Annotated in this window: 21 protein-coding genes; 10 read left to right on the top strand and 11 right to left on the bottom strand. The window is 36.8% G+C overall.

Features of this window, described 5'->3' with window-relative positions; translation table 11 throughout:
- Positions 1-88 precede the first annotated feature (88 nt).
- The 5 genes from KIK00_RS11515 to KIK00_RS11495 are packed head-to-tail and all read left to right on the top strand — an operon-like array spanning position 89 to position 1,237.
- On the top strand, positions 89-283 hold the full coding sequence (locus KIK00_RS11515) for a hypothetical protein (protein ID WP_255812555.1): 195 nt from the start codon (positions 89-91) through the stop codon (positions 281-283).
- A gap of 58 nt (positions 284-341) precedes the next feature.
- On the top strand, positions 342-512 hold the full coding sequence (locus KIK00_RS11510; protein ID WP_156118488.1) for a hypothetical protein: 171 nt from the start codon (positions 342-344) through the stop codon (positions 510-512).
- Between the two features lie 57 nt (positions 513-569).
- The gene (locus tag KIK00_RS11505) at positions 570-770 is read left to right on the top strand and encodes a hypothetical protein (RefSeq protein ID WP_255812554.1); all 201 of its coding nucleotides are present in this window, start codon (positions 570-572) and stop codon (positions 768-770) included.
- A 35-nt stretch (positions 771-805) separates the two neighbouring features.
- Positions 806-1,015 carry a hypothetical protein gene (locus KIK00_RS11500; RefSeq protein WP_255812553.1) on the top strand — a complete coding sequence of 70 codons (210 nt, stop codon included), beginning with the start codon at positions 806-808 and terminating at the stop codon, positions 1,013-1,015.
- A 12-nt stretch (positions 1,016-1,027) separates the two neighbouring features.
- A complete protein-coding gene (locus tag KIK00_RS11495; protein WP_255812552.1) occupies positions 1,028-1,237 on the top strand; it encodes a hypothetical protein in 210 nt (69 codons plus the stop codon).
- 37 nt (positions 1,238-1,274) lie between these two features.
- Here KIK00_RS11495 and KIK00_RS11490 read toward each other — a convergent pair whose 3' ends face one another.
- The 4 genes from KIK00_RS11490 to KIK00_RS11475 form a co-directional block, all read right to left on the bottom strand.
- A complete protein-coding gene (locus KIK00_RS11490) occupies positions 1,275-1,436 on the bottom strand; it encodes a hypothetical protein (RefSeq protein ID WP_255812551.1) in 162 nt (53 codons plus the stop codon).
- 53 nt (positions 1,437-1,489) lie between these two features.
- Complete coding sequence (gene nadA / locus KIK00_RS11485) at positions 1,490-2,509, bottom strand: quinolinate synthase NadA (protein WP_255812550.1); 1,020 nt, start codon at positions 2,507-2,509, stop codon at positions 1,490-1,492.
- Between the two features lie 104 nt (positions 2,510-2,613).
- Positions 2,614-3,177 carry a guanylate kinase gene (gmk, locus tag KIK00_RS11480; protein WP_255812549.1) on the bottom strand — a complete coding sequence of 188 codons (564 nt, stop codon included), beginning with the start codon at positions 3,175-3,177 and terminating at the stop codon, positions 2,614-2,616.
- 73 nt (positions 3,178-3,250) lie between these two features.
- Entirely contained in the window at positions 3,251-4,108 is an 858-nt protein-coding gene (locus KIK00_RS11475) for a YicC family protein (protein WP_255812548.1), read from the bottom strand.
- Positions 4,109-4,293: 185 nt separating this feature from the next.
- Here KIK00_RS11475 and miaA point away from each other — a divergent pair, with 185 nt between their 5' ends.
- Positions 4,294-5,214: a tRNA (adenosine(37)-N6)-dimethylallyltransferase MiaA gene (gene miaA, locus KIK00_RS11470; protein WP_255812547.1), complete on the top strand. Its 921-nt coding sequence runs from the start codon at positions 4,294-4,296 to the stop codon at positions 5,212-5,214.
- Between the two features lie 231 nt (positions 5,215-5,445).
- Here the strand turns inward: miaA and KIK00_RS11465 are convergent, their stop codons facing one another.
- The 4 genes from KIK00_RS11465 to KIK00_RS11450 form a co-directional block, all read right to left on the bottom strand.
- Complete coding sequence (locus KIK00_RS11465; RefSeq protein WP_255812546.1) at positions 5,446-6,858, bottom strand: efflux transporter outer membrane subunit; 1,413 nt, start codon at positions 6,856-6,858, stop codon at positions 5,446-5,448.
- A gap of 173 nt (positions 6,859-7,031) precedes the next feature.
- Positions 7,032-10,214: an efflux RND transporter permease subunit gene (locus tag KIK00_RS11460; RefSeq protein WP_255812545.1), complete on the bottom strand. Its 3,183-nt coding sequence runs from the start codon at positions 10,212-10,214 to the stop codon at positions 7,032-7,034.
- A gap of 40 nt (positions 10,215-10,254) precedes the next feature.
- Positions 10,255-11,415 carry an efflux RND transporter periplasmic adaptor subunit gene (locus KIK00_RS11455; RefSeq protein ID WP_255812544.1) on the bottom strand — a complete coding sequence of 387 codons (1,161 nt, stop codon included), beginning with the start codon at positions 11,413-11,415 and terminating at the stop codon, positions 10,255-10,257.
- Between the two features lie 366 nt (positions 11,416-11,781).
- On the bottom strand, positions 11,782-12,378 hold the full coding sequence (locus KIK00_RS11450) for a TetR/AcrR family transcriptional regulator (RefSeq protein WP_255812543.1): 597 nt from the start codon (positions 12,376-12,378) through the stop codon (positions 11,782-11,784).
- A 320-nt stretch (positions 12,379-12,698) separates the two neighbouring features.
- Here KIK00_RS11450 and KIK00_RS11445 point away from each other — a divergent pair, with 320 nt between their 5' ends.
- Positions 12,699-13,253, top strand: a complete 555-nt coding sequence (locus KIK00_RS11445) for a thioredoxin family protein (protein ID WP_255812542.1) — start codon at positions 12,699-12,701, stop codon at positions 13,251-13,253.
- 106 nt (positions 13,254-13,359) lie between these two features.
- Here KIK00_RS11445 and KIK00_RS11440 read toward each other — a convergent pair whose 3' ends face one another.
- Together KIK00_RS11440 and KIK00_RS11435 are read right to left on the bottom strand one after the other, a co-directional pair.
- The gene (locus tag KIK00_RS11440; protein WP_255812541.1) at positions 13,360-13,650 is read right to left on the bottom strand and encodes a DUF3892 domain-containing protein; all 291 of its coding nucleotides are present in this window, start codon (positions 13,648-13,650) and stop codon (positions 13,360-13,362) included.
- Between the two features lie 92 nt (positions 13,651-13,742).
- Positions 13,743-14,648 (bottom strand): AraC family transcriptional regulator, encoded by a 906-nt coding sequence (locus KIK00_RS11435; protein ID WP_255812540.1) that lies wholly within the window; start codon positions 14,646-14,648, stop codon positions 13,743-13,745.
- A 123-nt stretch (positions 14,649-14,771) separates the two neighbouring features.
- Here KIK00_RS11435 and KIK00_RS11430 point away from each other — a divergent pair, with 123 nt between their 5' ends.
- Genes KIK00_RS11430 through KIK00_RS11420 form a run of 3 tightly spaced genes read left to right on the top strand, consistent with a single transcriptional unit; the run spans position 14,772 to position 19,949 of the window.
- Positions 14,772-16,001, top strand: coding sequence for a sugar MFS transporter (locus KIK00_RS11430; RefSeq protein WP_255812539.1), 1,230 nt, complete (start codon positions 14,772-14,774; stop codon positions 15,999-16,001).
- Between the two features lie 2 nt (positions 16,002-16,003).
- Entirely contained in the window at positions 16,004-17,485 is a 1,482-nt protein-coding gene (locus tag KIK00_RS11425) for a trehalase family glycosidase (RefSeq protein WP_255812538.1), read from the top strand.
- A gap of 22 nt (positions 17,486-17,507) precedes the next feature.
- On the top strand, positions 17,508-19,949 hold the full coding sequence (locus tag KIK00_RS11420) for a TonB-dependent receptor (protein ID WP_255812537.1): 2,442 nt from the start codon (positions 17,508-17,510) through the stop codon (positions 19,947-19,949).
- A 134-nt stretch (positions 19,950-20,083) separates the two neighbouring features.
- Here KIK00_RS11420 and KIK00_RS11415 read toward each other — a convergent pair whose 3' ends face one another.
- Positions 20,084-20,722 (bottom strand): MBL fold metallo-hydrolase, encoded by a 639-nt coding sequence (locus KIK00_RS11415; protein WP_255816668.1) that lies wholly within the window; start codon positions 20,720-20,722, stop codon positions 20,084-20,086.
- Positions 20,723-20,762: the final 40 nt, after the last annotated feature.

Raw genomic sequence — 20,762 nt, 5'->3', positions numbered from 1 at the left:
ATAAAATATATTTCCTTTTTTAGAGATATATTTGTTGTAATTGATTAAAAATGTTACATTTATAACATTAACTAATAACGAAATAATCATGAAAAATCTAAAGAAATTGAACCGCCAAAACCTGAAATCTATCAGTGGAGGAAATGTAAACAATTGTTTTGAGAATTGTCCTGCCGGACCATACGGACCGGGTGAACCAAGATCATGTGCTGATTATCATGCTTTACCAGAATGTTGTAAAGGGAGAGTACTGGTAAGCATTGACTGCTTTGATCGTCCTTGAGTTTAAATAACGCAAACACAAAGAATATTCTTTATTTCTAATATTAAAATTAAGCGCTATGAAAACAATTAAGAAATTATCACGCGAAGAAAAGAAAAGCATCACCGGTGGGTTTACCGATATCCAGATTGAAGCCTGCGGTGGTGAGCAATTTGTATGTTTCCGCGGAGGGGGAAAATGGGGATGCTGGCTGAAACCGGGAGGAACCTGTTATGCACCAATGCTGTAAGTATTATTGCTTAGAAGATCAAATGAAAAAAAAACTTAATTTAAAAATTAAAACTACATGAGAAACTCTAAAAAATTAAACAGAGAAAATTTAAGATCGATTATTGGAGGTACGGGAGACAGTTGTGCTGTTGACCTTGATTGCGGACCGAAAGGATGTGCGGTATGTACAGATTTTAAAGGCCGTAAAGTTTGTCTTTACCTTTTCCCTTATGATCCATCAGTTCCGGGTAGCTGTCCAATTCTTGAAGCTCAGTAAAAAATATCAAAATCAAAATTTAATTTAAAACTACTATGAAAAATTTAAAGAAATTAAACAGAAAAGAACTTGAACAATTAAATGGAGCAGCAGGTCCGTCAAGATGTGCAGGATGCCCACAAAATGCTACATTCGGAGACGGTCCTGAATATCAGTATCCATGTTCTGCCTATCAAGGGCTGCCTGATTATTGTAAGATGTGTGTTCTGGTAAGTATGGAATGTGTGGATGGAGGAGTGTCTTAAGATTTTAAAAGTATGAAAACAATTAAAAGATTAAGCAGAAGAGATCTGGAACTAGTGAATGGAGCGGCTATTTCCAGATGTGACGGTTGCCCTACCCATCTTGTTTTTGGTCCGGGTTCATCCAATGATCCTTCATGTGAGGCCTATTGGAATCTGTCCGAAAACTGCAGAATGTGTGTTGTGGTAAGCATGGATTGCTTTGTTACAATTACTGCAGACTAAAATAAAAAAGCACTGTGAAAACAGTGCTTTAATTTTATTAACAATTATCTGGAATGTACATTCCTCTTGGTACACAGATCAATTCTCCATTGCATCCTGAACCACAGGTTTCGTGTATTTCGCAATTTAAGTTGCAGATACCACCGCCTCCGTTTACATTTTTAAGACTTCTTCGGTCTAATTTTTTTAGATTTTTCATATTTATTATTAGTTTGAATTCTAAATATAATAAATATTGAATAATAAAAAAAATTATTTTATGCTTTTAGAAAGGTCAAGCATGGCTTCAATAGGTTTCAATGCTTTTAACCTTAATTCTTCGTCGATAAGAATTTCAGGAAGTTCATATTTCATACATAAATACAGCTTTTCCATTGTATTACGTTTCATATAGAAACATTCCGAGCAGTTACAGCTTTCATCAAAAACCAATGCGGGAATCAATTCCTTGTGAGGAGCACGTTTTCTCATCTCGTGAAGAATTCCTTCTTCTGTAGCAATGATGAATTTCTGACAGTCATCTTTTTCTACATAATTCAACAGGGCAGAAGTAGAGCCAATAAAGTGTGCCAGTTTCAAAACAGCTTCTTCACTTTCTGGGTGTGCAATCAGCTTAGCATCTGGGTTATCTGCCAGCTGCTGAGCAATTCTTTCCATAGAAAATGCTTCGTGTACTATACAGCTTCCATCCCAAAGGATCATGTTACGGCCTGTTTTCTTAGATAAATATCTTCCCAGATTTTTGTCTGGTGCGAAGATAATCGGTCTGTCTTTCGGAAGTGCTTCTATTACGGTTTCAGCATTTGAACTGGTTACGATGATATCACTTTCTGCTTTAGTTTCTGCATTACAATTGATGTAAGTTGCAATTAAAGCATTCGGGTGCTGTTCACGCATTTTTCTTAACCCTTCTCCGGAACAACCGTCTGCCAGAGAGCACCCGGCCATGGTATCAGGAAGAACTACTTTTTTAGTTGGGTTCAGAATTTTAGCTGCTTCCGCCATGAAATGTACACCGCAGAATACAATCATGTCTGCATTCGTTTCTTTTGCCTGTCTTGCCAGCTGTAAGGAATCCCCCAGGAAATCAGCAATATCCTGAATCTCTCCCGGCTGGTAGTAATGGGCAAGAATAACAGCATTTTTTTCCTCTTTAAGTTTAAGTATGGCTTTTACCAATTCTTCTCCCTGAGGAATAGCTATATCTTTTATATCCAGAAATCCTCTGACAGGAATTGCAGATTTAGCTTTTTCTAATGTTTCGGTACTCATATCAACCTCAATTTTTTATTATCAGAAGCTAGAGGTTAGAAATTAGAAGTTAGATTTTGAGTGTAGTATTTTACTCCCATCCTCCTGCTTCCATCTTCCAGCCATTAATTACTGATAAAACTTTTTATTAAACTTTCTATTTCTTTTTTAGCTACATCAAGATCGGTATTAATAACGATCTTATCAAACTCGCTGGCGTAGGACATTTCTTCTTCTGCCTTTGCTACACGGGTTTTTATGGTTTCTGCATCATCTGTATTTCTTGAAATCAATCTTCGTTCCAATTCTTCAATGGAAGGGGGTTCTATAAAAATAGACAGGGCCTTTTCACCGAAATATTTTTTTAACGAAATACCTCCTTTTACATCTACATCAAAAATAACTACTTTTCCCTGATTCCAGATTTTTTCTACTTCAGATTTTAAAGTACCGTAATATTTATCAGTATATACTTCTTCATATTCTACAAAAGCACCTTCAGAAATTTTCTGTCTGAATTCATCAGGTGTCAGAAAATGATAATCTACTGCATGAACTTCACTTCCTCTGGGCTGTCTTGTGGTACATGAGATTGAAAAATTCAGTTCCGGAAATATTTCCAGTGAATGCTTTACCAATGTAGTTTTTCCGCTCCCTGATGGTGCTGAAAATATAATTACTTTATCCATTTTTTACAATTTCGGGTTACGGGTTTCGGGTTCTTTTCTTAGAAATGACAACCACGTATCTCGTTCTGCGTACCTACAATACGTTTAACGTTTGTTCTTTAATTTTTTCAAGGTCATCTTTCATCATCACTACCAGTTTCTGAATTTCTGCGTGATTAGCTTTAGACCCTAATGTATTAATCTCTCTTCCGATTTCCTGAGAAATAAAGCCCAGTTTTTTTCCGTTGAAAGATTCATTATCCATTACTTCTTTATAATATTTCAAGTGCTGGGTAAGTCTTACCTTTTCTTCAGAGATATCAAGCTTTTCAGTGAAATAGGCCATTTCCTGGTAAAAACGTGTTTCATCCACATTTTCAAATTCTTTCAAAGATTTCTGATAACGTTCTTTCACGCTTACAATTCTTTCTTCCTCAAAAGGAATCACTTCTCCAAGATATTTGTCAATATTCTGAATATTCCTGTTTAATTCTTCATGTAGAATGCTGCCTTCAGTTCTTCTGAATTCTTCAAATCTGTCCACGGCATTGTTAACAATCTTAGCCAAAGCTTCCCATTCGCCTTCCGTTAATTCATCAGGTCTTGACGAGATGGCATCAGGAAGTCTTACCGCCATTTTAAGGTATTCGAAATTGGGTCCGTCAGAAGCTATGTTTTTAAGTTCATTGATATAAGAGTCAATTAAGTTTTTATTAATTTTTACATCATTGGACTCTTCAAGATTCTCAATATTAACGTAGCAGTCTACTTTTCCACGGATAATTCTATCGTTAAGAATTTTTCTGATTTCAAATTCTTTTTCTTTATAACGTAAAGGAATTTTAATATTCAAATCAAAGCTCTTGCTGTTCAGAGATTTAATATCTATAGTAATTTTTTTTCCTTCAAAAACATCTTCGGCTCTACCGAATCCGGTCATTGATAAAATCATAGTTTTTTATTGTTCTACAAAGATAAACATTTAAGTCTATAGTTTTGCTAATGTTGAATGGCTGGAAGATGGAGGCGGGAAGCGGGAAGATTGTTGTGAATATAAATTATATCTAATTTTAACTTCCAGTCTCAGGCTTCCATCTTCCAACAAATTAAATAAACTCATTTTCGTAAATTAGCACGGTGAAAAAGAAAAATTTGATTTCTGTAGTAGGACCCACCGGAATTGGCAAAACGAGACTGGCAATTGATTTGGCTCAACATTTCAATACGGAGATTATTTCCTGTGATTCCCGTCAGTTTTTTAAGGAAATGAAAATAGGAACTGCTGCACCCTCAGAAGAAGAATTAGCCGGAGCACCTCATCATTTTATCGGAAATCTTTCAGTGGAAGAATATTATTCTATCGGCCAATACGAAGAAGATGCCCTTCAAAAACTCAACGAACTTTTTGCAACTCATGATACCGTCATTCTTGTCGGTGGAAGTATGATGTATGAAAAAGCAGTGATAGAAGGATTGCATGATCTGCCTGAAGCCAATACTGAAAATCAGGAAAAGCTTCAGACAATTATGGAGCAGGAGGGTATAGAAAAACTTCAGGAAATTCTACAGGAACTCGATCCTGAATATTTCAGTGTGGTGGATATTCACAATCACCGCAGGCTGTTGAGAGCCATTGATATTATCTGGCAAACAGATAAAAAGTATTCTGAACATATTTCGGTTTCCCAAAATGGCAGAGATTTTAATGTCATCAGAATAGGAATAGAAGCTCCAAGAGAGGAACTGTATGACAGAATCAACCGGAGGGTGGATATTATGATGGAAAACGGATTGCTGGATGAGGTAAAAGGTCTTGAGAAATTCAAAGAACTGACTGCTTTAAATACGGTAGGATATGCTGAGCTTTTTAAATATTTTGACGGAGAGTGGGATCTTGATTTTGCAGTTTCAGAAATTAAAAAGAACAGCCGCAGATATGCAAAACGTCAGCTGACATGGTACAGAAAGGCGGATGATATTCATTATTTACAATTGGGATATTCTGAAAAAGATTTTAAAGACTTGCTTCAATGGATAGCGGAGCAGTTTCAGAAATAAATAAATTTTACCTGAATTATTTTAAACCATGAAGGAGCTATTAAGATGTTAAGAATATTATGAAAGCTTCGCCTTATGAAGTATTGTCTTAAAAATCTATTTGATTTTTTTAATTAAGCTTAACAACTTAAATGTTCTTAATGGTTCAATGATTATTTATTTCATCAATAAAATCATAAAAAATGCGGCTCTAAAAAGAACCGCATCTTAAAACAAATATAATTTAATTTACTACTTCCAACCGCCGCCTAAAGCTCTGTATAAATCTACAATGCTGCTTAATCTCTGTCTTTTAATGGAAGCCAGATTCAACTCTGCCTGTAGGGAATTTCCCTGTGCTGTAATCACCTCCAGGTAATTGGCTGAACCTCCTTTGTAAAGAAGCTGTGCACTTTTAATTCCGTCTTTTAAAGTCGTTGCCTGTTCGGTAGCTTTTTGTTCCTGAGCTTTTAAGTTTTCATTAGATACCAAAGCATCTGAAACCTCACCTACAGCATTTAATACTGACTGGCGGAATGCCAGCACATTTTTCTCTCTTTGAATTTTAGCTACTTCCAGATCTGTTTTCAACTGTCTTTTCTGAAAAATAGGTTGGGTAAGTCCTCCCAGAACAGACCCGAATAACGAAGCCGGAATCTGAAACCAGTTATCAAACTTGAATGAATTTACCCCTCCATTAGCCGTAATTTTCAATGCCGGATACATATTGGCCTGAGCAATCCCAACGATAGCGTTCGATTCCAGTAAAACAAGTTCCTGCTGACGAACGTCCGGTCTTCTGCTTACCATGGCTGCAGGAAGCCCTGCAGTGATATTCTGAGGTAAGGAAGTATCAGACATTTCAATTGTTCTGTTTACTTTATTAGGCAGTTCTCCCACCAAAATGCTCAATGCATTTTCCTGAATAGCAATATTTTGTTCCAGTTGAGTAATCAGAAGTTCTGTTGCCTGTTTCTGTGCTGCGGCCTGCTGTACTCCTAAAGAGGTATTATCACCACTTTCCCACATTTTTTGTGTGATCATTAAGGTATTGCTGCTTAGCTCCAGATTAGATTTTGCAATAGCCAATTGTCTGTCAAGCATCAAGAGGTTATAATATCCCTGAGCAATAGCTGCTACTACCTGAGTCTGAACTGCTTTTGAACCTTCATAAGTATGAAGATACTGCATTCTTGAAACTTCCTGCTGGTTTTTAATTTTTCCCCAGATGTCAGCTTCCCATGAAAGGTTGAATGCTGCATTATAATCTTCAACATGGCTTGATCCTAGAAATAAATTTAAGCTTTGTCCGTTCATGCTGTTTTTGGAAGGTTTTGAGATCTGTCCGCTTACTCCGAAACCAACATCAGGATATTGCATATATTTTGCCTGTTTCAGCTTTTCCTGTGAAGCAGCAACCTGCTTTAGGGCAATCTGAAGGTCATAGTTATTTTTAATTCCTTTTTCAATCAATCCCTGTAAAATAGGGTCGCTGAAAAACTGTTTCCACTCCAGATTGGCTATACTGGCTGTGTCGGCAGTTGCTGTGTACTGGAATTTTTCCGGAAGAGGAAGCTCAGGCTCCGTGTATGCCAGTTTGGATACACATGAAACAGAGCCTATGGCCAGTACAAATGTTAGAATAATATTTTTTACTCTTTTCATAGTTTTTAAACTTTTATTGAATACAAAACTTAGAGAGGTTTCTGTGGATGCAAAAATTGTCTTTAGTAGGAGAAAATAGTTAGCTTTTTTAAACCATTAAGAACAGGCAGGAGAATAGTTAATCCTTTGTAGTCTTAAAATTTTCTCTAAGTTTTTGTAATTCATTTTTTTTATTAGTGAGTAGCAGCTAAAAGTTCTTCCTCCATTTGTTTTTTCAGAAGTCTTTTCTGTTTTCTGCTTGGCATTTTTTCATGCAGGTACTGGAAGATCACATACATTACCGGAATAATAAAAATCCCGAATATTACCCCTGTAAGCATTCCCCCTACGGTACTATATCCGATAGAATGATTTCCTTTTGAAGAGGCACCTTGTGTCCATACCAACGGAAGCATCCCCACGATGAATGCAAAAGAGGTCATTAAGATTGGTCTTAAACGTAATCTTGATGCCTGAAGTGCAGACTCAATCAAAGTTTTACCTGCTTTTCTTCTTTGTACGGCAAATTCTACAATCAGTATGGCATTCTTCGCCAATAGTCCTACAAGCATGATCAATCCTACCTGAACGTAAATGTTGTTATCAATTCCTGCCAGTCCTGTGAAGGCAAATACTCCGAAAATTCCTGTAGGAATGGTAAGAATAATGGCAAAAGGAAGTATATAACTTTCATATTGTGCAGCCAGTAAGAAGTAAACAAACAAGATACTTAAAAAGAAAATAAACGCAGTTTGTCCGCTTGTTTTAATTTCTTCACGGGTAATCCCTGTCCACTCATATCCATATCCTCTTGGTAATGACTGCTGAGCAACTTCTTCTACTGCTTTGATGGCATCTCCGGTACTGTAACCAGGTTTGGGAGTTCCATTTATTGTTACTGCATTGAAAAGGTTATTTCTTGTTACCGTTTCAGGACCGAAAGATCTTTTTAACGTCACCAGAGTTTTTGCAGGAACCATTTCTCCTGATTTATTTTTTACATAAATTCCTTCCAGTGAATTGACATCTGTACGGTAAGGAATGTCTGCCTGAGCCATTACTCTATAATATTTTCCGAATCTGTTGAAATCCGATACAAAGCTACTTCCGAAGTAGATCTGCATCGTCTGCATCAGTTCTGTTACAGAAACACCCAGCTGGTTGGCTTTATCAGTATCCACATCAATGGTGTACTGAGGATTTCCGGCAGCGTAAGTTGTAAAGGCGAAAGCAATTTCAGGTCTTTTCATCAACTCTCCAATGAATTGTTGAGTAGTTGTTCCCAACTGTTCAAAAGAACCATTTGTTTTATCCTGAAGCATGAATTCAAATCCGGAAACGTTACCGAAACCTTGTACAGTAGGGAAGTTGAAGAAGAATGCATTCGCATCTTTCACCTGGCTTACCTTACCTGTTAATGTTGCTGCAATCTGATCAGGATCTTTCATTTCACCACGCTTATCGTAATCTTTAAGCTTGATGAAGCCAGCAGAATATGGAGAAGCATTCGCATTACTGATGAAATTCATTCCATCTGCTACCCAAAGGTGGTTGGTTGCCTTTTCACCGTTGATAATTTTATCAATTTGTGCTGTCGCTCTGTGTGTTCTTTCAAGTGAACTTCCCGGAGGAGTATTCACTGCATACAATACGAATCCCTGGTCTTCTGTAGGAATAAATCCTGACGGTGCTTTTTTAATCAGGAAGATACTTGCCGCTGTAATGACTACAAGTCCTCCTATAGCAACCCATTTATTTTTAATTAAAAACTTAAGGCTGTAGATGTATTTTCTGGTCATGCTGTTGAAGCTTGCATTAAATGCATTGAAAAATCTCGCTCCAAAACCTGTTTTATGACCGTGTTCTCCATGTTCTCCCTGAGGATCATTTAAGAACATTGCACACAACGCCGGACTTAATGTCAATGCGTTTACTGCTGAAATTAAAATAGCAATTGCTAATGTAAATGCAAACTGTCTGTAGAAAACTCCAGCAGGTCCCTGCATGAAACCAACCGGAATAAACACGGCACACATTACGAGTGTAATGGAAATAATGGCCCCTGAGATTTCACTCATAGAGTTCATCGTAGCATGTTCTACAGGCATTCCTGTTTGTTCCATTTTAGAATGGACGGCTTCTACCACTACAATGGCATCATCCACTACAATACCAATGGCCAGAACCAATGCAAACAGCGTAAGCATATTGATACTGAAACCAAAGAGCTGAAGAAAGAAGAATGTTCCGATGATCGCAACTGGCACTGCAATAGCTGGAATTAATGTAGATCTGAAATCCTGAAGGAAAATATATACTACAATAAATACCAGAATGAAGGCAATAACTAAAGTTTCCACAACCTGATGGATTGATGCATCCAGGAAGTCTTTGGAATTATACATGATAATAGGCTTTACTCCTTTTGGAAGAGTAGTTTCCATTACTTTCACCTGCTGTTCAATTTCAGTCAGGATTTCATTCGCATTGGAACCTGCAGTCTGTAAAATAGCGAATCCGGCAACCGGTTTTCCGTCTACTCTGTTGGTGGCAGTATAAGTATAAGAACCGAATTCTACTCTTGCTACATCTTTTAATCGTAAGAAAGAACCGTCACTATTGGCTTTAATAGCAATGTTTTCATAGTCTTCATTCTTATTCAGTTTTCCTTTATACTTAAGGATATATTCGTAAGTTTCCTTACTTCCCTGTCCAAGACGGCCCGGAGCAGCTTCAAGGTTATGATCTTTAATAGCTGCTAAAACTTCCTGAGGAGAAAGATTGTTTGATGCCAGACGATCCGGTTTAAGCCAGATTCTCATAGAATAATCCCTTGTTCCGAATACCTGTGCCTGTGCTACTCCCGGGATACGCTGTATCTGAGGAATAACATTAATCTTCAGATAGTTTTGAAGGAATAATTCGTCATATTGCTTTTCATTTTCACTGGTCAATCCCATGAACATGATCATACTGTTCTGTACTTTCTGTGTTGAAATCCCGGCCTGTACTACCTCCTGAGGCAGCTGGCTCATAGCCTTCGATACACGGTTTTGTACGTTTACTGCTGCATTATCAGCATCAGCACCCTGTTTGAAGAAGACACTCAGTGTCATTGTACCGTCGTTACTGGAATTTGAGGTCATGTAAGTCATGTTCTCAACTCCGTTCACGGCCTCCTCAATAGGAGTGGCTACCGAACGTGCTACAACCTCTGCGTTAGCTCCCGGATAGAATGCTGTTACCTGCACACTCGGTGGGGCGATGTCCGGAAAGAGAGCAATCGGTAAATTAAAGAGAGACAGAGCTCCCAATAATAAGAGTATTATGGAGATGACCGTTGAAAGGACCGGTCTTTCTATAAATTGTTTTAACATAAGAAGTTTATTTTTTTAAGTCTTCTGTATTCGGAAAGGACTATAATGGTTTTGCTTTTAATAAGCTGTCAGAAGAAATGTTTTTCGGTCTGATAGATGCACCATCTTTCAAGCTTCCAATCCCTGTGAATACGATTTTTTCCCCAGGTGCAAGCCCTTCAGAAATAAAATAATAGCTATCCGTTTTTCCAGATATTTTGATTGGTCTACCGGTTACCTTCTGATCTTTACCCATTACATATACGTAAGTTTTATCCTGAATTTCGAAAGTGGATTCCTGTGGGATTACTACGGCATTCGATATCAGTTGCGGCATACGTACTCTTCCCGTGTTTCCGGTTCTTAAAGCTCCGTTGGCATTAGGGAATACAGCACGTACACTGATGGCTCCGGTAGTTTTATCAAACTGTCCGTCTACGATGCTCAGTCTTCCTTTTTCAGGATAAGTACTGTTGTCAGCAATTACCAATTCTACCATCGGCATATTTTTCAGTTTTTCTTCCAAAGTAGCACCAGGATACTTATTCTGAAAAGCGATAAAGTCTAGTTCACTCAAAGAGAAATAAGCATAAATTTCACTGATATCAGATAATAATGTCAATGGATTTGCGTCTGTTCTTGAGATCAGACTTCCTTTTTTGTATGGGATTCTTCCGATATAACCGCTTACAGGAGCTGTAATGGTTGTGAATCCTACATTGATTCTTGCGCTTCCTACAGAGGCTCTGGCTTGTGAAGCAGCAGCAACAGCGGCTTCATAATTGGCTTTTGCTGTTTTTAATTGTACATCAGAAACTACTTTGGCAGCAACCAATGGCTGAAGTCTGTCTACTTCTACTCTTGCCTTTTGTATATTTGCATTAGCAGCCTGTAGGTTAGCCTGAGCCATATTCATTTGTTCACCATAGCTTCTGGAGTCTATTTTAAATAATGGCTGTCCGGCTCTTACGTAAGCCCCTTCCTCTACATAGATTCTATCAAGATAACCATCTACCTGAGATCTTATTTCAACATTATTTTTCCCTTCTAAGGCAGTAGGGAATTCCTGATATGTAGTAGCGGGTGATGTGAGAACGGTATAAACCGGAAGTTCTGGAGCTGGCGGTGCGGCATTGGATCCTTCTGCAGCCTTGGTACAGCTCTGTAAAAGAATTATACTTGCAATAAGTACAATAAACCTTGTTTTTCCAGGTATTTTCATTGTGGTTTAATTTTTTTAATGAAGTGTTAGATTTAAATAAAGTTCTTTTTAATAAATGCTGTTTTTTTTCCTAACGGTGTTAATGGTTAGTTCAAAAAAAATTACAGAATTTTTAATGTTCGATGAAGTCGATTGTTTCCATAATTGAAAATTGTTTTTAATGTATTTAAGTGTATAATGATGGTGTAAGGTGTGTTAATTTTACTAACAGTGTTAATTGATGAGCAAAAAATGACTACATTTAACAACTGAATGATATGAATTGCTTCATAAATGGTTTTCATTTTTAATCAGGAATCACGGAATCATCTAAATTAATTCGGCGTTAAGTTTCCTAACGGTGTTAATTTTTAATTCAAAAAAAAATTACAAAGACTTAACAAAAGCCGAAACAGTTTCGTCCAATGTCGTCTTGTTCATTGTGGAAGGGATATCAGCAGTACGCATCATCATAATAGAGATCATTCCGTGAACGGCAGAAAACAGAGCATGAGACATATGACAGGCATTGTCCGGATTGGATCCGTTTTTCTTAATAATCTCATAGGTACATTCATAGATCAGTTCCTGGAATGATGAGAATTCTTTTTTCATCTGCCCTTTTCCACAGCATTGCATTCCAAGACCAAACATAAGCTGGTAATATTCCTTGTTTTTAAAAGCAAAGTTCCAGTATGCATCCACAATTGCAATGAGTTGCTCTTCCGGAGTGTCATGTTTTTGCTGAGCTTTTAATAATTCTATGTGTAACTTATGAAAGCCATCTAAAGAAATTTCAAATAGAATAGCTTCTTTATTTTCAAAATAATCATATACTACAGGTGCACTATACTCAATAGCATCAGCTATCTTACGCATAGACAGTGAACCCCAGCCTTCGGTTTTAGCCAAAGTAAAAGCAGCCTGCAAAATATTTGCACGGATGGATTCTTTTTCTCGTTGACGGCGTTCATGTAGACCCATGATATTTATTTACTAACAGCGTTAGCAAAACTACAAACTTTTTAATATAACTTCCAAAGGATATTATGAGTTTTATAGGTTTGCCGACTATTTAAAGGAAAATAAATCAAAGGCTGGAAGCTGGAAGAGTGGGGGCTGGAAGTTGTTTCGCGTTAAAAAAATACCATTAATAGAATTTGACTATAACTATTTTTGAGGTCTAAAAATCTTCCCTCCTCCAGCTTCCAGCTTCCTTCCTCTACTAAAAATAAAATGTCTGTTTCAGAACTCAGCCCAATTAATAAAAGAAATATCTATCTTTGCGGTAAAGAAAAAAGGATATGAATACTCCCTCAAATATGCTGGCATTAGGAACAAAAGCACCGTTTTTTGAACTTCCTAACCCGTCAAAAACGAATGAACTTCAGTCGTTGGACGAACTGAAAGGAGAAAAAGGAACTTTGGTGATCTTCATGTGCAACCACTGTCCGTTTGTTCTTCATGTGATCGACAAGATCAATGAATTATACGAAGATTATAACGAGCGTGGAATTGAATTCATTGCCATCAATGCTAATGATATTGAAAAATATCCGGCAGATTCTCCTGAAAAAATGATTGAATTTCAGATTGAAAGAAATTTTGATTTCCCTTATTTATTTGATGAAAGCCAGGCTGTAGCTAAAGCTTATGAGGCTGCTTGTACACCGGATTTTTATTTTTTTGATGATAAACTGGATCTTGTGTACAGAGGTCAGATGGATGATTCAAGACCTGGAAATAATAAAGATGTTACAGGTGAGGATCTGATTATTGCTTTTGAAAATCTTTTGGCTGGAGAAGCTCAGGAAGACATTCAAAGACCTAGCATGGGATGCAATATTAAATGGAAATAAATAATGATTAGTTGCTAGCTATTTAGTTATTGGTTTTTACTTATAATATAAAATATAAGCTGTTCTATTTAATTAGGACAGCTTTTTAATTTAAAGAATGTGAATTTTATTTACATTCAGGAAGTGATAATAGGTTGTTTTTTTCAGTACTATCTGCTTCCGTTTTTAGGTATTGGGTACCAGTACGGGTTTCAGCTGTAATAACTTTTACAGAATTTCCTTTATTATCTGTAACATAAGCTAAACCATTTTTATCCTTTATCCAAGAATAAATTTGTAGTCTGGTACTTTTCCCTGTTTCTCCTTTTTCGTTTATCCATCCTAAATGTGTAATTGCTAAATTAGGATTTTCATGATTTCCATTGTCTTTGTTGATGCAAGTAATTCTAATTGCCATGGTTTGTTATTTTAAATTGTTTTACGAAAGTAATTTATGTAAGTTGTTTAGCCTTACGGGTTTCCATAAACAGATCATTGATTAACAAAAAATTAAAAACTTGCCTTACTTTTAGTCTCCTTTTCAACCTTCAGATCTACATTGACTTTATTATGAGAATTATTCTTAATAAATTCTGAAGGCGTTTTCCCGGTATATTTTTTAAACATCCTATTGAAGTAGGTCACATTATTAAAACCGCATTGATAGCTGCATTCTGAAATAGACCTGTCCTGTGCCATCAGCAGGCAAGCCTTGTTGATTCTGTATCTATTTACAAATTCTGTAAAAGTGATCTGGGTTGCTTTTTTAAAAAAATTGCAGAAGGCAGGCAAAGTAAGATTGGCCAGCTTTGCAACGTCTTCAATATCAATTTCCTTGTCGTAATGATGTTCTACATACGTGAAGATATTTTCAAGACGGGTTTTATTTTTTGAAATAATGGTGTAGGGCATGATTTCTTTGTTCAGAAGATCATAATCCTCACATTTCGAAAGCTCAAAAAGAATTTCAAGCAACAGCAAATATCTCTTATATCCTTCCGACTCCAGCATAAGCTTCAGTTTGGGAAGCATTATTTTTTTTACTTTATGATGAAAATGAATCCCGTATTTTGAAAGTTCCAACAGGTTTTTGATAGATCTGGCTTCTACTTCCTGCTGAGGAAACTGCAGGATTTCTTCTTTGAACTGAAGTACAATTTCTTCATGCGGATCAATAGAATTCAGTCCAAATCCGGAGTGGGGAATATTGGACCCGATTAAAACCAGATCTCCATTCGTATAATTACTTTTATGATAGCCTACATGGCGGGTTCCGTTCCCGGAGATGACACATACCAGTTCAATTTCGGGATGATAATGATACTCCCATTTGAATTCTGAAATAGGGGAGTTGTTATGAATCGTGCGGAACGAGCTCTTTTCATTAGGGATGACCCTTTCAAAAGTAACTTTCATTTAATTAATCATATTTATTTACTAAAAATACTAATTATATTAATATAGTTCAAATATTGATTTACTGTGTTAAATTATCGTTAACACAAATGCTTCTATCTTAGCCAACAAGAAATAACCTGAATGAAAAATCTTAACATCAAGGCCGTTTTATTTTTAAACTATTTTGTCTTCGCAATTCTTCTGAATTCTGTAGGAACAGTCATTCTACAGGTACAGCAGAATTTTGGGATTTCAAAATCTTCGGCCAGTGTTTTGGAGGGGTTCAAAGATCTTCCCATTGCAATTTGCTCATTCATTCTGGCTTCATTTCTTCCCAAAATAGGGATCAAAAAATCAATGTTGATTGCCTTATTTCTGGTAAGCTGTATGTGTTTTGTAATGCCATTTACCAATACCTTTTGGGTTTTTAAATTATTATTTGCCACGGTGGGTGTTTCCTTTGCTTTAATCAAAATATCAGTTTTTACTTCTATTGGATTGGTTACGAATACAGACAAGGAACATTCCAGTTTTATGGGATTTCTGGAAGGATTTTTCATGATCGGGGTATTGGCAGGAAATGTTTTATTCAGCTTATATATTGATGATCATAATCCGGAATCTACCCGATGGCTGGATGTATATTGGGTTCTTGGAGGGCTTTCCACTTTATCTTTTTTGTTCTTATTCTTTTCAAAGCTGAACGAGCAGGAAGCGAAAAGTGAGAAAACAGACCTCTTGGGGGATTTAAAAAATAGTGTAAGCTTATTTAGCTATAAAAAAGTATTGTGCTTTTTATTATGCGCTTTCCTTTTTGTATTGGTAGAGCAGAGTTTTCAAACATGGACACCTACTTTTTATAAGGAAATTTTAAAAGTACCTACATCAATGAGTATCCAGGCGGGAGCAGTTTTGGCGGGGGCTTTTGCTTTAGGAAGATTTTTATCGGGATTCTTCTCTAAGAAATTCAGCTGGATCTATGTTGTTTCTTTTTGTGTGATTGGTTTTGCTATTAGTTTACTGTTGGTTTTACCTCTTACCCATAATATTCATATAGACACGAATACCAGTTGGATGAATGCTCCTTTGGTCGTCTATTTATTTCCTTTGATGGGAGGTTTGCTGGCACCTATTTATCCAAGTATTAATTCTGTAATTCTGGCATCTATTCCGAAATATTTACACAGTGCCATGTCAGGATTAATAGTTGTTTTCTCAGCAATTGGAGGAACTATAGGTTCTATCATTACTGGTTTTGTGTTTCAGGAATTCAGTGGGCAGCAGGCATTTTATCTTTCCCTGATTCCACTTTCCTTATTGATCACATCCGCGATTTTCATGAATAAATTAAAAATTAATCCTAAAAAATAACAATGAGTAATCAGCTTTACATAAACGAAATTCAAAGTCTGTTTGATGATGTGCAGAGATCTGAAATTTTTGAAGATCAGAAAATGATGACGGATGCAGTTCCTCTGTTTCCTATTGCAAAGATTAATGAGGATTATGAAAAATCAAAAAATACAGAAGGTTTTGATCTGAAAGATTTTGTGATGGCTCATTTTGATTTTTTAGGAGCAAGAGTTTCCGTTCAGAGAGAAGAGCATCTTCCAATCGGAGAGCATATTGAAAAGTTATGGGATGAACTTACCCGTACGGCTTATGAAGAAAAGGGAACACTTTTAAAATTACCAAAACCTTATATAGTTCCTGGAGGTCGTTTTAATGAGTTTTTCTATTGGGATAGTTATTTTATTATGCTTGGATTAAAAGCTTCAGACAGAATAGAAATGATGAAAAATATTGTTGAAAACTGCTCTTATCTGATTAAAAATGTAGGATTTGTTCCGAATGCGAGCAGAACACATTTCTTAAGTAGATCGCAGCCCCCTTATTTTTCATTAATGCTGGACCTCCTTTTTGAAACGATGCATAATGAAGGAATTTATACACAATACCACGAAACTTTGGAAAAAGAATATGCTTTCTGGATGGATGGCGAAGAATGGCTTGAAAACGGATCCAGTGTAAAAAGAGTGGTTAAAACAACAGACGGAGATATTCTGAACCGTTATTACGATGCAGAAAATTCACCACGCCCTGAAAGTTATCTGATCGACATTGAAGATCATGAGACCACTTCAGGAGATGAATTTTACAGAAATATAAGAAGTGCCTGTGAATCGGGCTGGGATTTTTCCAGCAGATGGTTCGCAGACGGAGAAAATATACAGACTATAGAAACACTGAATCTTGCACAAGTAGATCTGAATTGCCTCTTGTGGCATCTGGAAATGACTTTGGCAAAATCTTCAGCGCTTCAGAATCTGAGTGACAAAGAAAATTATTTTTCAGAAAGAGCAGCAAACCGAAGACAGATGATCAACAAATATTTCTGGGATAGAAATACTAACAATTATAAAGATTATCACACTAAAAAAAACACAAAAACACCGTCTGAACATATTGCTGCTCTTTACCCTTTATTCCTTGGAATTGCAGATCAGGAACAGGCAGAGGCGGTTGCTAAAGCTATAGGTGAAAAATTTCTTTACAAGGGAGGGTTGGTCACAACAACTAAAAACTCAGGTCAGCAATGGGATCTTCCCAATGCATGGGCCCCGTATCAGTGGCTGGGCTTTAAAGCAATGAAAAATTATGGCTTTGATAAACTGGCTGAGGAGATAAAAAATAATTGGTGTTCCAATGTAGAAAGAGTCTACAAGAATACCGGAAAACTAATGGAAAAATACAATGCATTAGACACAGAAACAATAGCAGGCGGCGGGGAGTACCCTAATCAGGATGGATTCGGTTGGACCAATGGAGTGTATTTACAATTACAACAAAACTGAAACTAACAATAAAAATAAGGCTATGAAAAAAAAATCAATCTTTTTAATCGCCGCAACAGCTACGTTATATTTTAATAATGCTTATGCCCAGGAAACTCCGCAGGATTCTGCAAAAGTTTCCTCTATCGATCAGATTGTTATCACAGGAAATTCAAATCCGAAGAAAAAAATAGAATCCAGCACAGCGATTTCCACATTCAGTTCCAAAGAAATCCAGAAGCAGAACCCGATTAGTGCCGCTGCTTTATTACAAAGAGTTCCCGGATTTGCGGTGGAAACTTCAGGAGGTGAAGTAGGAAATAACCTTTTTGCAAGAGGTATTCCTTCCGCAGGAGCTTATGAATTTGTGCAGGTACAGGAAGATGGTCTTCCGGTTTTTGAAGACGGAGCCCTTCAGTTTGCCAATGCGGATAACTTTTTTCGTGTAGACAATTCGGTAAACCGTATGGAAGCTTTGAGAGGGGGATCGGGATCTATTTTTGCAACCAATTCTCCCGGTGGTTTGATCAACTTTATTACCAGAGAAGGAACCAATGATTTCAGAGGTACGGCAAAATTGGAGACAAGTACATATGGATTAATGCGTACCGATGTGAATGTAGGGGGAGCTTTGGTTCAGGATAAATTGTTTTTCAATGTCGGAGGTTTTTACAGAACAGATGACGGGATCAGGAAAACAGGTTTCAAAGCTAATAATGGCGGACAAATCAGAATGAACCTGAAATACGTCTTTGATAAAGGCTACGTAAAAGTATATTACAAAAAACTGGATGACAGAAATACATTCTTCCTTCCTATTCCTTTGGTACAAAACGGTAACAAGCTGAAAGGATTCCAGAATTTTGATCCTAATTACGGAACATATAGTTACAGAGCAATCAGCCAGCTGAATATCCCACAGGCCGGAGGTGGATTTTTCAACAGAAATCTTGAAGACGGAATTCATCCGAAAGTAGATGTATTAGGAACAGAGTTTAAATATGATCTTGGAAATAATTTCACAGTTTTAAACAAAACCAGATACACAGATATCAATATGAATTATACAGGAATTTTTCCTGCAGGGCCACCCAAGGTAGCTTCTAAATATGCTACTGATGCTGTGAAAGACGGAGGACTTGGAATGAGCAACTATCAGTATTCTCTGGTAAGCAACGGAGCTGTTGTCAATCCTGAGAACGTACAGAAATTAGGATTCTGGGCCATCGACAAGCAAATGAATAACTTTGTGAATGATTTACAGTTCAATTATAAATTTGACAAAGGAAATGTTACAGCTGGTTTTTATAAATCCAACTGGAAATCTCAGCAATACTGGAACTGGAGCAATATTCTGGCCACTGCTACAGACAGACCTGAGCTTTTGAACCTAGTAAACCCTTCTATGAGTCCGTCTGATGATGGATACTCTAAAACCTACAATGGAGTAATGGATATGACATTCTTACAGAGAAGAACCCAGACTCAGGGAAGTTTGAATGATCTGTATGTAAACCTGGATTATAATATTACCGATGCTTTAAGTGTGAATGGAGGTCTTCGTTACAGCCACGATTATTACAAAGGAAATTTTGTCAATACAACAACTTCCAATTTAAATAATTCAGGGTTAACCACTGATGGAACTCACGGTTTCAATACAACAACCGCTGATGACAATATGAGTGTATTGGGAAATAAATATACCTACTGGAACTATAATGTGGATAAAGTTTCTTTTACATTAGCAGCGAATTATAAGATCAATAGAGAAAACGCAGTATACGCCCGTTTTTCCAATGGTTTCAGATCTCCTAACGAAGAAGCTTACTACAATTATTTCTCCAATCCAACCCCTGATAAACCTTTAAAATCAGTAACAACAAACCAATTGGAGGTTGGATATAAATATTACTCGCGTACTTTTGATGTAGCAGTGATTCCGTTCTATTCTACATTGAAAAACCTGTCATTTACAGATGTTTTCTCTGATGGGAAATCTGAAAATACCTTTGCCAATACACAAAACTATGGAGTTGAGGTGGAAGGTTTCGCCCGCTTATTTAATAATATTTTAGAAGTAACATTCAACGGAACCATTCAGAGTCCAAAATATAAAAACCTTGAGGCTGGAAGCGTTCTTGAAGGAAATGTGGTCAGAAGAATGCCTAAATTTTTCTTCAATATTTCCCCGGCAGTTAATATTACAAAAGCGTGGAGAACATATGTAAGCATGAATTACTACGGAAAACGTTTTCAGGATGAGAAGAATGTGCAGACATTGCCTTCATTCACCGAATTTGGAGCAGGAATGTCTTACCAATTAGGGAGAATACGTTTTGCAGTAGATGGAACCAATATCTTTAATACAATAGGAATCACAGAAGGTGACCCAAGAGCGGGTTCTCCAAACGGAGATGGAATCATTATGGCGAGACCTATTATGGGAGCTGCGGCCAGAGCGTCAATCACTTTGGATTTCTAAATTCTATTTCTTTATAACAGCAAAACCGTCAGTATTTTCAGACGGTTTTGTATTTTTTATATTCTCTCATATGTTAAGAAGTATCTGGCATACCTAAGTTTGAATCCAAACATTTACAGAACTCTCAAACTCTCTTACTTCAAAAACGGATTATACTGCTTTTCAAAACCAATCGAGGTAGGATTTCCATGTCCTGAGAAAACCTGTGTATCATGATCCAGGATGAAAAGCTTTGATTTGATACCATCAATCAGCTGTTCATAATTTCCTTTATATAAATCTGTTCTTCCGATGCTGCCTTCAAAAAGAACATCTCCTGAGATCATGAATTTCTGATTTTCATGGTGATAGACTACACTTCCCGGAGAGTGTCCCGGAACATGGTAAATTTTAAATTTTTCACCATCCAGATTCAGTTCATCCCCTTCTTTTATATATTCCACATCTACTTTTACAGGATCTACCTGCATTCCGAATCTCATCCCGCTTGCCTGCAGCATATTCAGAACTTCCTGATCTTCCTGATGCATCGTAACAGGTACTTTGAATGTATCAAAAGCCCATTGAAGCCCCAATACATGATCAATATGTGCGTGGGTAAGAAGAATTTTCTGAATTTTCAGTCCGTTTTCTGAAATAAAACTATCAATAGCCTGGGTTTCCTGCCCTTTCATATTTCCGGGATCAATTAACCATGCGTTTTTATTCTCGTTATAAATGATGTAAGTGTTTTCGCTCGCAAAGTTGAATACGAAACCTTGAATCTGAAGCATATCTGAATATTTTTTATTCAAAAATACGATATTATTAAGA

This window comes from Chryseobacterium sp. MA9 (genome assembly GCF_024399315.1).
Classification (GTDB): Bacteria; Bacteroidota; Bacteroidia; order Flavobacteriales; family Weeksellaceae; genus Chryseobacterium.
This window is presented reverse-complemented; position numbering and strand designations above follow the sequence as displayed.